The 14,871-nt window shown below is 36.0% G+C and carries 13 protein-coding genes and 1 pseudogene; 13 read left to right on the forward strand and 1 reads right to left on the reverse strand.

Annotated elements, in window-relative coordinates; translation table 11 throughout:
- Positions 1–607 precede the first annotated feature (607 nt).
- From A8F95_RS22370 to A8F95_RS06555, 10 genes are all read left to right on the forward strand, one after another.
- On the forward strand, positions 608–784 hold the full coding sequence (locus A8F95_RS22370) for a hypothetical protein (protein WP_176713640.1): 177 nt from the start codon (positions 608–610) through the stop codon (positions 782–784).
- Between the two features lie 423 nt (positions 785–1,207).
- Positions 1,208–1,459 (forward strand): acyl carrier protein, encoded by a 252-nt coding sequence (locus A8F95_RS06515; protein ID WP_245671159.1) that lies wholly within the window; start codon positions 1,208–1,210, stop codon positions 1,457–1,459.
- A complete protein-coding gene (locus A8F95_RS06520; protein WP_065409810.1) occupies positions 1,452–2,846 on the forward strand; it encodes an AMP-binding protein in 1,395 nt (464 codons plus the stop codon). Before A8F95_RS06515 ends, A8F95_RS06520 begins: the two co-directional genes overlap by 8 nt.
- 255 nt (positions 2,847–3,101) lie before the next feature.
- Positions 3,102–4,553, forward strand: a complete 1,452-nt coding sequence (locus tag A8F95_RS06525) for an MBOAT family O-acyltransferase (RefSeq protein ID WP_065409811.1) — start codon at positions 3,102–3,104, stop codon at positions 4,551–4,553.
- Between the two features lie 80 nt (positions 4,554–4,633).
- Complete coding sequence (locus A8F95_RS06530) at positions 4,634–5,554, forward strand: hypothetical protein (RefSeq protein ID WP_245671161.1); 921 nt, start codon at positions 4,634–4,636, stop codon at positions 5,552–5,554.
- Between the two features lie 416 nt (positions 5,555–5,970).
- Positions 5,971–7,569 (forward strand): GMC family oxidoreductase, encoded by a 1,599-nt coding sequence (locus tag A8F95_RS06535; protein WP_065409812.1) that lies wholly within the window; start codon positions 5,971–5,973, stop codon positions 7,567–7,569.
- A gap of 391 nt (positions 7,570–7,960) precedes the next feature.
- The gene (locus A8F95_RS06540; RefSeq protein ID WP_245671163.1) at positions 7,961–8,344 is read left to right on the forward strand and encodes a DUF1259 domain-containing protein; all 384 of its coding nucleotides are present in this window, start codon (positions 7,961–7,963) and stop codon (positions 8,342–8,344) included.
- A gap of 740 nt (positions 8,345–9,084) precedes the next feature.
- Positions 9,085–9,792, forward strand: a complete 708-nt coding sequence (locus A8F95_RS06545) for a hypothetical protein (protein WP_077247247.1) — start codon at positions 9,085–9,087, stop codon at positions 9,790–9,792.
- Between the two features lie 374 nt (positions 9,793–10,166).
- Positions 10,167–10,877: a DUF421 domain-containing protein gene (locus A8F95_RS06550; RefSeq protein ID WP_065409814.1), complete on the forward strand. Its 711-nt coding sequence runs from the start codon at positions 10,167–10,169 to the stop codon at positions 10,875–10,877.
- A gap of 182 nt (positions 10,878–11,059) precedes the next feature.
- On the forward strand, positions 11,060–12,346 hold the full coding sequence (locus tag A8F95_RS06555; RefSeq protein WP_218060664.1) for a hypothetical protein: 1,287 nt from the start codon (positions 11,060–11,062) through the stop codon (positions 12,344–12,346).
- Between the two features lie 690 nt (positions 12,347–13,036).
- Here A8F95_RS06555 and A8F95_RS21625 read toward each other — a convergent pair.
- Positions 13,037–13,146 (reverse strand): annotated as a pseudogene (locus A8F95_RS21625) (sugar O-acetyltransferase); the annotation flags it as partial.
- 60 nt (positions 13,147–13,206) lie between these two features.
- On the opposite strand from A8F95_RS21625, the gene A8F95_RS06565 reads away from it, so the two are divergent.
- The 3 genes from A8F95_RS06565 to A8F95_RS06575 all read left to right on the forward strand — a co-directional run bounded on the left by A8F95_RS06565 (position 13,207) and on the right by A8F95_RS06575 (position 14,600).
- Positions 13,207–13,569, forward strand: coding sequence for a hypothetical protein (locus A8F95_RS06565; RefSeq protein ID WP_065409816.1), 363 nt, complete (start codon positions 13,207–13,209; stop codon positions 13,567–13,569).
- A gap of 77 nt (positions 13,570–13,646) precedes the next feature.
- Complete coding sequence (locus A8F95_RS06570) at positions 13,647–13,997, forward strand: DUF2200 domain-containing protein (RefSeq protein WP_065409817.1); 351 nt, start codon at positions 13,647–13,649, stop codon at positions 13,995–13,997.
- Positions 13,998–14,327: 330 nt separating this feature from the next.
- Entirely contained in the window at positions 14,328–14,600 is a 273-nt protein-coding gene (locus tag A8F95_RS06575; protein ID WP_065409818.1) for a hypothetical protein, read from the forward strand.
- Positions 14,601–14,871: the final 271 nt, after the last annotated feature.

Raw genomic sequence — 14,871 nt, forward strand, 5'->3', positions numbered from 1 at the left:
CTTTTAGATACAATATATTAACTATTGATTAGAGACGGAACTATGATTTAAAAATCGACCGGCAGCATGCTGCGGTAATAAATAGATGAAATTATGCCCTGCTAATCTAACTATGTTTTGCTTCTAAATAAAAATACACCCTTCTATTATGTAGAATGATATCTTTAAATTGAATATTTCATGAAATGCTTTTTTTATAAGGCATGACGCACACCGTTTCTTTGTCTTTATTTGACTTCTAATGGAACTGGGTTAATAGGAGAAAATTAAGCGCCAATTTTTTTAGGATTTTCTCATAATATTGAATCTTGGGGCTAGAAGTTAAAATAAATTAATGTACAGAAACAATACAGCTCTTTAATTTACAATAAAGTCGTTTAAAACATAATAAAGTTGTTTAAAAAACGCCAGTCATGTTATTCAACAATCGGGCCAGATTGTTGAATAACACTTGTTAATGAATGGGGGATTTATGTTAAATTGCAGCAGATATTGTGAAGAAATGCACTTAAACTAACAGAGCAGGTTAATTTAATAATTGAATATAAATATATATGTACGTTTATTCGAGATAAAATTGTCTAATTATTCAGATGGGGGATTTTCGTTGAAAGGATTGTCTCTCTTATTGATGACTGTAGTATTTACATTGTTTTTCATTGATGAATGTTCCTCTAAGATTATCCAAAAAGTAGTTGTTTACGAAATGGAAAGCATTACGAATATCGTAAAAGATTCATTGATCTCGTTTACAGAAAGTATCATAAAACAAAATATTACGTGAGTTGTTGACCTTTTGAAAAGTGATATGCTAGAATCATATGTGAAAATGATTATCGTTATCAGCAAAAGGAAATGAAAATGTGCTGATAAGTGGTGTCTCGATGAAAAATAACAGAATTATTGATTTGAGTAATCGATAATGGCTGCGCATTTTGTCTATTATTTCTTCCAACGATATTTTAAAAATTTTTCTTCGAGCTAGAGTTTTTTTCAGTACTTAAGAAAGTGAGTTAAAGTTTGCATTATCCTCGACAAAAAAGTATAACTTCAGACATAAATATGGATTAGGTTACCGTGAATTTCAGGTGTATCATATTTAAGATGTGGATGCTGAACCCTAAAAAATTTGTCGGATATAGCAGCTTTTTGAGCTAACAAGCTCTTCACACAGATACAGGAGAAAGTAATTATTGAAAGGGTGTAAATGATGAGAAATATCGAAAAATATAGAAATGCATTTATCAATGTACTGGACTTGGAGGAAGATGATGTATGTGAAGATTTAGAGCTTGGAGTAACAAGTGAATGGGATTCAATTGGACATATGGCACTCATTTCTGAGATTGAGGATGTTTTTGATGTCTCTTTAGATTCTGAATGGATTACAGAGTTCAATTCTTACCTGTCAGGAATGGAGCTATTGAAACGGTTGGGAGTGGACTTTATTAATGAATAGCTTCAAAAAATTTGAGGAGTTTGGGAACCGAACCGCTGTATATGCTGAACGAAAATATTCTTACTCTGAAATGTTAGAAATTGCTGACGCTATCTGCGGTGAAGTAGGTGAAAGAACACTCGTTTTTTGTTTATGTTCAAATAATAAAGAGTCTTTATTTGGCTATGTGGGCTTTATTAGAGGTGGTGTTGTACCTGTACTTTTGGATGCATCCATCCATATTGATCGGTTGCGCAGACTAATTAACCTATATAAGCCTAACTATATTTGGGCGAGTAGTGAAAATCGACACCTGTTAAAAACAATGGATAGTTCATTTGTGTTTGGGGATTATACATTATTTAGATGTCCGACATTTTTCCAACATGATCTTTATGAAAATCTTGCGCTCCTTTTAACAACCTCTGGAAGTACTGGAAGTCCCAAATTTGTTCGCTTAAGTTATGAAAATATTTTCAAAAATGCTGAATCAATAGCAAAGTACCTTGATATCCATGCAGACGATAAACCTATAACAACACTTCCAATGAATTACTCCTATGGTCTTTCTATTATCAATAGTCATTTGATATGCGGGGCGACGATAATTGTAACGGATGCATCTATCATGAAAAAAGAGTTTTGGGACTTGTGTAGAGAGCAGAGAGTAACAACTTTTGGAGGAGTTCCTTTCGTGTATGAGATGCTTAATAGGCTAAAGTTTGAAGAGTTTGATCTTCCAAGTTTAAAAAAACTAACTCAAGCAGGTGGAAAATTAAGCCCAATTCTATCGTGCAAGTTTGCTAAATTATGTAACCAAAAAGGAATTCAATTTTTTACCATGTATGGTCAAACCGAAGCAACGGCGAGGATGACCTATTTACCATGTGAAAAAAATCTTGATAAAGTCGGAAGTATTGGTATTCCCATTCCAGGTGGAGAACTGATCCTGCAAGATGACAATGGCAACAAAATTATAGAGCCTAATGTCACGGGCGAATTGATATACAAAGGAGCAAATGTTTCTTTAGGGTATGCTGAGTCGTTTTTCGATCTTTCGAAAAAAGATGAGAACAACGGTATTTTACATACAGGTGATATCGCTTACTTTGATCAGGATGGGTATTTTTTTATATCTGGCCGAATCAAAAGAATGATTAAACTCTATGGAAACCGTATCAGCCTTGATGAAGTTGAAGAGCTTTTAAATGAGCATGGTCATGATTGTATCTGTGCTGGGACGGATGACCAAATGTATATTTACACATTAAAAGAAGATTATGTTCAAATTAAAAAAATAATCAAGGAAAAATTAAACTTAAAAGGCTTTAAGATTATGAGAATTGAGGAAATCCCACGTAATCATTTTGGAAAAATCCTCTATTCTGATTTACCTAAATATGGATAATTTGTAGTCACCTGAACCCTTGACAGGAAATTTGATATACGTGACAAAACCTTAAATACTGAGATCTAAAACTGAGGGTGCCACCTTCTAGGTGAAACATTGAAATAACGTGAATCCTACATTAGTACATAGTTTATTAGTTCTTAAGTGTTTCGTCGACATATTTCAGGGTTTCACGTAACTTGGACAGCTTTAGTGTTATTTTTTGCCTCGTTTTATGAAAAATCTTAAGTTTATTTTTTATCAGGTGATTGGATGACTTTTATATCAATTGAGTTTCTCCTATTTTTCGCAATAATTGTTTTTACTTATTATTTAATCCCGCATCGATTGAGATGGATTCTTTTATTAGCAGCAAGTTACATTTTTTACGCTATCTTAAGTATCCAATTTATACCGTTACTACTTGCAAGCACAGCTCTTACTTATTTTACTGGAATCATAATTGAAAAACAGGAGACAAAAAAACAGAAGAAAAAAGTCATGCTAGTTGGTATTTCCGTATTATTGTTTTTTCTCGGCTGGTTTAAATATTTTAATTTTGTAAATGACTCACTTCGAGCGATTGCAAAATACATGAATTGGAATTATACCGTACCCTACCAAGAAATTGTCCTGCCATTAGCCATTTCTTTTTATACATTTCAGGCAGTAGGCTATCTTGTGGATATCTACTATGGAAAGCAAAAGGCAGAAAGACATTACGGCTATTTTTCAATATTTTTTGCATTCTTCCCACAATTGGTTGCTGGGCCGATTGAACGGGCTAGGAAATTGCTTCCGCAATTTAAAGTTGAACATAGTTTAAATTATGAAAATTTAAACTATGGGATGAAGCGAATTGCATGGGGTTTTTTTAAGAAGACGTTAATTGCAGATCGACTAGCTCCAATTGTATCTAGTGTTTTCGATAGTCCTAACCCGACTGGTTCACAAATCGTACTAGCTACTATTCTATTCTCGGTACAATTGTTCGCTGATTTTTCAGCATGCAGTGATATTGCCATCGGTTGTGCAAGAATGCTAGGGATAAATTTAACAGAAAACTTTAAGCAGCCGCACTTTGCAGTTTCGATATCGGATTTCTGGAGCAGATGGCATATAACGCTCTCTACATGGCTAAGGGACTATATCTTTTTCCCGTTATGTAAGGGGAAAAAGAAGAGAAGTGAAATTTATTTAGCAATTGTGATTACTTTTTTAGTAAGTGGTATTTGGCACGGGGCCGCTTGGACTTTTGTTTTATGGGGTCTAATTCATGGGTTTTATCGCGTGTTTGGAGATTATACAAAACATTTTCGTGAAAAAGTGGCTTCATTTATTCAATTGGATAGAAGTCCAGTGCTGCATAAGTGGGTGAAAATCGCAATAACTTTCCTGCTAGTTTGCTTTTCTAGAGTTTTTTTTCGATCGGATTCCGTAACACATGCATTTGAAAATGCACAGCTTTTCTTAACAATTAACTCCTGGAGACCATCGGGAATTGTTAAAGCATTTGAAATATTTCCGCTACTAGATTTAGTGATTTTCGTTTTTTTCTTTATAATTGTACAACTATTTCAGTATATCGAAAGAAAAAATGCTTCAACATGGAAATGGCTAGCGCAGCGCTCGATATTCGCTAGGTTTGCATTTTATATTTTTATTATTGTTTCAGTCCTTATATTCGGTGTTTCAGGAAATGGGTTTGTTTATGGTGGATTTTAATCTAAAACCAAATTACACGGGAAATTTGGTTGCGTTTTATTCGTGAGCCATTGAGTAATTTTAGTAAAAGAAGCACTGTATTGAAAGGGTTTGCTATGGGACATTTATTCATTAAGTTAACAATTATCGTTACTGTTGTTTTACTACTGTTTATGCCAGTAAATAACTTTGTAAAGCATTCTTATGATTACAACATAAACCATGCAATACTGGCGTTTAAGAAACACCCATATCCAGTTGATATCATCAATCTAGGTGCATCTCATTCAATGTATGGTTATTATTTTAAGCCTACTGGTTTGTCCCATCTGGACTTAGCACTTCCTGCTCAGACGATTCAGTACGACTTTAAATTGTTGAGAGAGTATGGCAAGTACCTTAAACCTGGTGGTGTAGTTATCGTTTCCATCTCTCAAATTACTTTCGCAAATTCTGAGGCCAAGCACATAGGAAATTATTATAAAGTTTTGGATCGTACCGAAATTGAACCGTTTCGTTTAATTGATTATTACAGTTATTTGTACTTGCCTGGGACAAATAGTGGGAGTTTTAATTCTGCGCTCTCAGGTAAATTGAAAAACTTTAAATGGAATTCTCATCAGCCTTGGGCAAATAACGGTAAAAACTATTCAGGAAGAAAATATGAGAAAGTAGAAGCACAATACAGAGAAGCGGTTGAAAACAATAACATTCAACAAAATGTGAAGCAGTTAAGACAGATTGTAGAGTATTGCAGCGAGAAAGGCTACCGAGTAATATTAACCATGGAGCCGGTACATCAGTCTTATCAAGAATATTTCAATGAAGAAGTAATGAATAGACTTGTTTTTCAGTACTTAAAAGCTCTTAAATTAGATGTCCCTTTTTTAAATTATATGAGAGATCAAAGATTCGCAGACAACAAGGATTATTTTATCGATCCAGATCATTTAAACAGAGAGGGAAGAAAAATGTTCTCTTGGATAGTTTACAAGGACCTCAAGAAATTGGGCTATTTATGAGCGATTTAAATTACTATTTTTTATATTAACTTATTTAAGACAGAGGTAATATTTTACTTATTTCATTAAAGGGTGCTATTGTTGAATAAACCTTAGGTTTTTAAACGACTTAATTATTATATCTTTTAATATAAAGAAGTATCTATATTAAAATTAAACAACTATATTTTTACCCCGTCCTAAATTCGTGACGGGTTTATGCTTGTTTGTCTTTTTAAATTAAATTACTTTATTGTCTTTTTACAGTACACCGTTTTTTTACCTGTAAATTTTTATAATACTGACATAAAACATTCCGCTTACTTTGCAGTTGTTTAAATTAAAAGATAGACCTTCTGATGATTATCAATATGTTGATGGACACATGTTCCTTCTCTTTTATTTATTCATAAGATAAATAAAAAGGGGGTTGCAAAATGGATCAACACGAGTCAAAAAATATCTTTGATTTTATTGTTGTGGGAACTGGACCAGCTGGTGCGGTGATAGCTAAGACACTTACGGATGATAAACAAACATCTCTTTTACTCTTAGAAGCGGGAGAGAATGATGATAGAGACCAGCCAATCAGGGATTCTAGATTTGCTCTGGAACTAGAGGAATTATTTTTTCCTGAATATTTTTGGCAAGGAGAAGGCGTGCCTCAACCAGAGGTGGACGACAGATCTTTTGAATGGACAACAGGCCGGCTTTCTGGTGGAGGGTCTTCAATTAATGGAGAGCAGTATGTCAGACCTACACCAGCTGTCTTAGAACAATGGGAAAGGCTGCTAGGTTCATTGTGGTCACCTGCACAGGCGATAAAGAACTTTAAGCAGTTAGAAAATTATCATGGGGAAACGAATAGCCCAGAATTTCATGGTTTTAGCGGTCGTCTGGATATCAGACAAGCTCCTGCCGATCCGCCTGGCCTTACAAAAAAATTAGTTTCTGCCATGGAGCTGGCAACAGGCTTTGATGAAATTCTTGATTATAATGATCCGAGAACCCCCATTGGCCCTTTTACCCGTTGGCAATTATTTCAACAAACCGGTGGACAGCGGGAAAGTTCTTCCACGGCCTTTTTATCTTCAGATATTATGACTTCTAATGGAATGGGGATAGATGGGAGAAAATTAAGGGTTGTTTATAAGTCAACCGCCCTTCGCATTCTATTTGAGGGTAAAAGAGCAATTGGCATCGAATTTCTTAAAGAAGGGGAAAAGGTACGAGCATTTGCCCGTAAGAAAGTGATCATTTCAGCAGGCATAAACAGCGCCCACCTTTTAATGTTATCTGGAATCGGGCCTTCAAGTGAGCTGCGTCAGGCGGGTATCCCAATGATTTTTAATAATCCTAATGTAGGAAAGTCTTTGACTAATCATACCTTAAACACGGCTACGTTTACTGTTAATCCGAGGGATATTCCTGAACTGCAAAATGATCCGTTCTCTCTTTATACAGGGGGGGCTTTCTTACCTAACCCTCTTGCAAGGAACAACAACCGGCGCCGGGGTGTACAATTGGTTGGATTTGTGGCAGAAGACAAATTAACGATAGCCATTTTGTTTTTGCAGCCTAGAAGCCGAGGATCCATCAAAATACAAAGCAATGATCCATTGAAAATTGTGCTGGCAGATGAAGGTTTTCTAGAAAATCGATATGACATGGAAGCCATTAAAGCGATTTATAGGGTTTATATTAAAGACATTGCGAAAAAACTTTCAGAAATTGACCCGAATTATCAGCTTATAAATCCGTCACCCGAAACAATTGATAATGATAGAGATCTTGAAATCTTTATTAAAGAAAACTTTGATCATAATCATCATCAACAAAGCTCACTCCGAATGGCCCCTGTCAATAGAGGCGGTGTAGTCGATCGTTATGGGAGAGTGCATGGAGTCGACAATCTAATTGTTGCGGATGCATCGATCATACCTTTTACTGTTGACGGTAATACATCTGCACCTGCATACCTAATTGGATACACCATTGCCAAACATTTAATACAGGAAGAAAATGAGGATATGTAGTATTTATTAATTTTACCCTGCTATTTAGCATGGATGACAAGTGATCTACAAAAAGGTTGAAGGTATTCTTTGTAACAGGTGAAGGAATATCCTCAATCTTTTTTAGATTTTTTCCTAATATTTAGTCATGGAGCTGGGGGTAAATAAATTAAGCAGCGAACTATCCCGAAAGTTGGCTTTTTTATTTTTTTAGACTTTATCATTCCTCACAGGACGTGTATCGAAATGCTTATCATAATAAATCTACATTTTTCTGCTGCTGTCCCATGATGTTTTACTTCCTCTTATTCAATTTTTTTATATTTTATTGAAACCTTTATTTGATCTGCCTAGACAAGCTTTCCATATTCTGCATAAGCTGTAGTAGAACATAATGAAAGGAGGAATAAATTTGTCCAATTGTCAAAGACTGGCGGATATTATCGGTGGTGAAGTTGTTCAAGCGGCTCCTGTTTGTGTAGTTATGCGCCTTCGAGATATTGAAGCAACTATTTTAGGCCGCAGAACTCGTTCCCCGCTAGCGCTTCCATTTATGTTATCCTTTGAAAATAATGGTCTTAACCTAGGTGAAACTGTACTCCTTCAAAGAGAAGTTAATCCAATGCTTGATGCATTGCGAAGAAGAGGAATGATCGTAACGGCGTTTCATAACCACTGGCTGTTTGAAGAACCGCGGTTAATGTACATGCACTGGGAGAATGTTGGAATGGATCCGTTTGAGTTTGCTAGAGAAAGCTTCGAGGCAGCAAGAGAAGCAGGCCTTAAATTTTTTTAATGTTTTATGGGGGGCTTTTTATTTGGATTTACGAAGTAAATGAAGTAACGAGGAACTATAATTTAATAAGCAGCTAAAATGATTCGTGTATGGAACATCCTTTTATAGATTCCAATACTATTTGACTATGTAAATAAAAAGAACATTGAGAGATCTCAATGTTCTTTTCTATTAGATCAAATTTTCTTCCTTCAAGATTTAAATACGCAATCTTTTCATGAAGGAGGTTATTATTCTTTAATTCTTCGATGATTGTTTTGGTAGCATCTTTAACATCTAAAATAGTCGAAGATGTAAGCTGTCCAATACCCCTATCTCTACCATCACGAAAACCATGGCCTGTTGAATCTAAATATTCATTAAATTCTTACCGTTATGCCTCTCTTCAAGAGTTGCTTCCATTTCGTTTTTTTTCGCAACCGTATGAAACAACAAGTTCAATGGTTCCTCTTTTGAGATAATTTTAACTTCTTTTCTTCAATTTTATTAGTATTCCGACAGTGTTATGGTGTATTATCAAAGTTCTGTCATCTAGACAAACTTTTAATTTGTTTGATCACTATAATTAAAGCGAACATTACCGTCATTTTATTGTAAATGATGAAATCATTTTTATATTGAAAATAGAGAAAGAATGTAAAAGGTTTTTGTACCGCAACCCTCTGAAGGCTTGTGAGAAAAACGGGCAGGGAAGAGGAAAGTGTAAGGTCAGAGTTCAATGATTTAAGGAGGATGATTCGATGACAAAAGGTTTGAAAAAGGCTGCAGCAGAACAAGCACCTGGCGAAGAGCGCCTAAAATTGGCGGCAGCCGCCATGGCTGAAAACAAGAAACTGCATGCGACCGGAAGGGAAGAGAGGAAGGCGACTCATTTTGTCGATTTAGATTCTGTGAAAAGTATCATCGAGGAGTGGCCTGCCACATCCAAGATGGCTGCCAAAAATACCATCAAATTTTACGGGCCTCCGAATGAAGCAACACCGAGTTACCTTATCTGGTTTAATAACGGGCCTTGGAAACGGACAATCGCATTCTGTGATGGAGTGCCGCATGATTTCCCAGAATCGCACACCGATGTGCTCGAGCAAGTCATTGATTGTCATGTACCAGCCGACAAAGCGGGACTTGTTGCCCGACTGGAAGGCAGCTTAGTGATCGACCGAACAAAAGGTGAAGTGTCTGTCCATTGCGATAATGAAGGCGCCAATACGCTTTCCATCAACATGATGTATGATATTGTGACCGGCAAACGGACACCGGAAGAAGCAAGGGAGTTCATCAAACAAGAAATCGTTGAGTATATGATGAACCGTCCGGCTCCGTATGCAGAGAAATTCCAATTTGAGCTGCCTCAAGGCGAACAGTGGGACCCGGACGTTACCATTGTCAATGATAAGGAACTAATGAAGGCTATCACTGTTAAGCAGGTGGAACTCGGATTGAAGTGAACGTAAGCCCAAATGATGCCTGCCTAGTTGTTAGGTGGGCATTATTTAATGCTTTACATTTGCGCTAATAATTGGATTTTGAATTGGCTTCCTTATCCTTTATTAAAGATTTATCATTTCGGATAAATCTTCTCCTAAGAAGAAGACATGTTAATGAGTTGTAAAGGATATTGTTTTCACCAATATGATGGCAGGGGAAAATTGAAGCATAGTTTGATTAGATGAGAAATAAACGGAGAGAATGATAACGATGGTTAATTAGAGGGTGTTAAGTTTGTAAGGAGTCATCTTCATAATCTTCTTCAAAGTAGGATTGTTGTTTTAATTAAACGGTACGTTTTCTTTATATGCAGTGGTTTTAGGAGGATGCAACTTTGGAAACACTTTATCATGGAATTATTATTTTCCTGACAGGATATTTGTTGATAAGAGTGACTGGAAAAAAAGCTGTTTCTCAAATGGGCTCTTTCGATTTATTATATATTTTTGTCTTGACAAATATTATTAGTTCCCCCGTTGAAGTCGAGAGTGTTAGCAAAGCTTTAACCTATGCTGTAATTATCGCGATTTTATATAAAATTTTCATTCGCTTATCCTTACATAATAAATTAAGGTGGGTCCTGTATGAACGCCCAACAGTGTTGATTCGAAATGGTGATATAGATAGAAAAGGATTGAAAAAGGTACGTATGCCAATCAATGAATTATTGTCGCGTTTAAGAGTAAAAGGGTATGCGGATACGCAGTATATTGCTATGGCAACGATGGAGGAAACAGGAATTATTAGTGTAATTCCTAAGTCGGAATACCGGCCCATCCAGCCTAATGATTTAAATTTGAAGATAAAAAAAGAATACCTTCCTATTCCGTTGATCATGGATGGTCAAATTATTTATCATAATTTAAAATACCTACGGCTTGAACAAAAGTGGTTAATAAATGAGGTGGAAAAAGCAGGTAAAAGTGTAGAGGATATTATGTTAGCTACATTTTTAGAAAATGGAACACTCTTTATAGATGATAACGAAATTAAAAGTCATAAAAATGATCCCTACTATTACACGCCCGGAAAAGATAATAAATGAAAATGCTGATGAAGACATTTTTGTCATCAACAGAGAAAATGGAATTTCTCATTGAATGGAATATGGACTGATACACAGGGAGGTATTGAGTCGCCCAGTATTACAGTGCTTAAACAGATAAGACTGTGAAGCTAGAGTAGATGACGACGGGATCGTAACTGAAGAAAGCGATCTCAATGATAATGAGTTTAAAGGGTGATTTTAAAATGAAAATAACAAGGGTAACTACACTTTTAGAATTGATGCAAGCCATTTCCGAAAATATCCCCCAAACCTTGGAGATAGAAACATCCATTCTTTCCCCTCACTCCATTTCTTTACCTGAGGGCTACAAATTAATAGGAAAAAGTAACAGTTCATGTATGGTGAGCTTTAACAATAGTGATGGTTTTGGTATGACACGCAACAATACCATCTCAAACCTAACCATTATGACAAGACAAACTAACCGAGCAATATATACGGTTTATGGCATTCCAGATATGGGGAATATTGTCCTTGAAAACTTGAATATTACAGGGCAGGTTTCAATTATTTCCAGGTCAGGGACAGACAAGATAAATTTGATTGCAGATCATATACATATCACTTCTTGCGATTCAAGACATTATAGTGAGCAGCCGCAAAAGTATGGCGTGAATGTATACCAAGGGGCACTGACCGTATATAATTTTAATCCCAATGAAAACAGTATAATTGAATGCAGGTTAACAAATATCTGCATAGGCTTTAAAAATGCCCCGGTTATTGGCTCGGGTATTTTTGTTAGTGGTTTTGGCAATGAAGGCGGCAGAGTTAATTTGGAAACACTCACTACGGGTGCTGTATATTCAAATGGTCTGCTACCCTATGGCACAGCCGATATCATTACTGCTGCTGTTTTCATTGTTTATGGTGTTGAGGCAAAATCAGTTGAACATCATGGTGAGCTGGTGACTTACGGTGTGAATGATATGGTTTTGGATACATGGGGCAAAGTCGAAAAATGGATTAGCAATTATCCAATCACATCTTATGGCCCGAGCGGTATAGGATTCGTAAACTTTGGGACGGTAAAAGATTTCACGGCACGAGATATTATTACATATGGGTTAGGTGCTAGGGGATTTAACCAATATGACGGTACGGTTGAAAATATTAAGTTTAAATCCATTACAACCCATGGTGACGGCTCAATAGGCATACAAGTCAGCAGACCCATTGGAAATATGACTGTGGAAGAAGATGTAACAACATATGGATCTGTGGGTAATTCATTAGTTAAAGGTGTAATAACAAAGCTTGCGGCAAACGCGATAAGTATTAAATCAGGTGGTGAAGTTGAAAGTTTGACCATTCACGGTGATATTATTACTTACGGTGACAATGTTACGAATTACGCGTTGGAGGGCGGCGGGGTTAAGAAGTTCGACGTTGGCGGAGAAATTATAGTTAATGGGAAAAATTCACAAAAATATAACCATAACTAATGGAGGGATTAGCTTTACACCGAACTATTGAAGGTAGTATTAATTGGCAAGTGGCAGAACTCTATTCTGTCACTTGCCAATTTTGTTGAGAAACATGGAATAAAACAAATCGAAATGGCCAATTTAATTATCAATTTCACTCCTCTCAAAAAAACATGGTTTTTAATAGGAGGGATGAGGGGGTTCTATGTGGCGTTAGAAATATTACTTTAGTAGATAGAGGATGTTATTGTATATGGGTAACTCTCAATGACATTCAAACTCTTTTCATTTTTTCCATATTGTAGTGTTATCGCCGTTTAGAAATTTAAAGAATTCTTGCTTTAAGCCCTATAAGGAAATAGCTATAATAGTTAGCGTTACACTGAATAGGGGGGGTAACAGAATGAAGGCTCCTATTGCAGAAAAGCAAAAACATTGTGATGCTTAAGAACGAAAAAAATAGAGGTATTTTGAGGACAATGGTTACAATCATCACATAGGCTTTTCAATAATAAACAAAAGAGATTTAAAAAATGTACAGGTGGATTAAATTTGTAAAATGACAATAAAGTTATTTATTTCCAAAACCCCAATACATAAAACCACGATCTAAAAGCAGAGCGGGGTTTTTATGTATTGGGTAATTGATGCAAAATGATTTGCCGCTCTTACAACGATATAGTCGTTTAAATATAAGAGTGCCTAAACTCATTCTAAATTATTGTTAATTTTTTTTAAACTGTTGCAGGCGCTCCTGCAACAACAGTATTCTCCGGGACATCCTTCGTTACGACTGCTCCTGCCGCGACAACAGAGTTGTAACAATTTTATAGAGTACCAAGCAAAGTCATTTAGAGACGAAGGGGGATAGTACTAACATGGAAAACGTATCAAATGTAGATAAATTGGAATCTATAAAGTCCTTCCAATCGACAATCAGTAAATCCGAAAAGGCCCTGGCTCAGATGACTCAGAAAGCCGCAAGTACCACCTTATTAAAGAAACGACTCAAAGCTCTTTATATCGGCTTAGCCATTCTAGAAAATGTTTGGAATCAAAGACCCCACCCTTACACTCAGGAAGATTTGGCAGAAGCTCGCGATGTTCTTGTTGGTTTATTCCCATCAATTAAGAACATTTACGCTAAGTCAAAGGCTGGCAGCCCACAAAAAACATTATTAGAAAGAAGAATGAAAGCATTAGAATTAGCTATTCAAGCGATTAACATTAGTTTCGACTAATGGAGTTAATTAGATGGTCAGATAAGCGTGTGGAAGTTCAAAAACGATAACTAAACAGACGGAAAGGGAAATGTACCATGACCAAACATAAGGTCTATACAATGAGTGTCGCAAGTGTCTATCCTCATTATGTGACAAAGGCGGAGAAAAAAGGACGTACGAAAATAGAAGTCGATGAAATCATCTGTTGGTTGACAGGGTATAGCCAGGAAGAGTTAGAAGCGCAACTGAAAAAACAGACAGACTTTGAGACCTTTTTTGCGGAAGCTCCCGAACTGAATCCTTCACGGCTTTTAATCAAAGGGGTAGTCTGCGGTGTTCGAGTGGAAGACATTGAAGAACCGACTATGCAGGAAATCCGCTATTTGGATAAGCTGATCGATGAGTTAGCAAGGGGAAAAGCGATGGAAAAGATTTTGCGGAAATAATACTTAAAATCCCAATTACCTAAAAATAGCTTTCTTATATTATCGGGCGCTTTAATGAATAAGGGGTACAGAAAGTATTTAACTTGACTGCTGTAAGGGGTATTCTTTTCAGAACGGTTATTTCTCCTCCAAAAAAGGCTGTTTCTCACGTTCATTTAAGTTTAAAAATCATTTTCGAACATTTTTTAAATGAACGGCGAGATATTAAAAAAAGCTAACTGTGTAGGCAGCATGACATAGAGGAAAGAACAGTTTGCTAACCAGTATTTTTTGAAAACTTGTGTGTCTCAAAGAATACAAGATGGGCAATCATAGAGACAGGAACATGTAATGAATAAGGAAATGATGGTTGTGAAAAATAAGTTAACACTGGCTAACGCTATCCGTAAAAATTTGTTTGACTTAAATGAGTATCTTGCCTGCCACTGCGGTTCAGTGTTCGTTACAAAAGAAAGTAGATTGAACGTTCCGATGGGATCAGAGCGTTCTTTTTTAATGGGTTTGGGAAGTTGGAGTTTTGAGTGTTTGCGTCTTTCTTTATTGGAATGCTTCTTATTAAGACCGGAAAAATTGATTGACTTCATATTTAAAAGAATGATATAGTTCTTCTTGCTGTTAAAAATAGTGTTGTTGAGAAAAAGATTTTCTTAAAAAAGTTGTTGACACTATCATTTGTAGATGTTATTATAATATAGCTGTCGCTGATAACGACGCTAAATTGATCTTTGAAAACTGAACAAAATACATGCCAGTAAGTTAATTCTTATTTTATTGAAGAGCAAAGGAACATCTGTTAAGTTCGTCACTTCCTGTGACAACACAGATGCCTGCACATCCTGTGCAATGCAAACAATCTTTTTGGAGAGTTTGATCC

It is taken from the genome of Pseudobacillus wudalianchiensis (genome assembly GCF_001685015.1).
Lineage (GTDB): Bacteria > Bacillota > Bacilli > Bacillales > Domibacillaceae > Pseudobacillus > Pseudobacillus wudalianchiensis.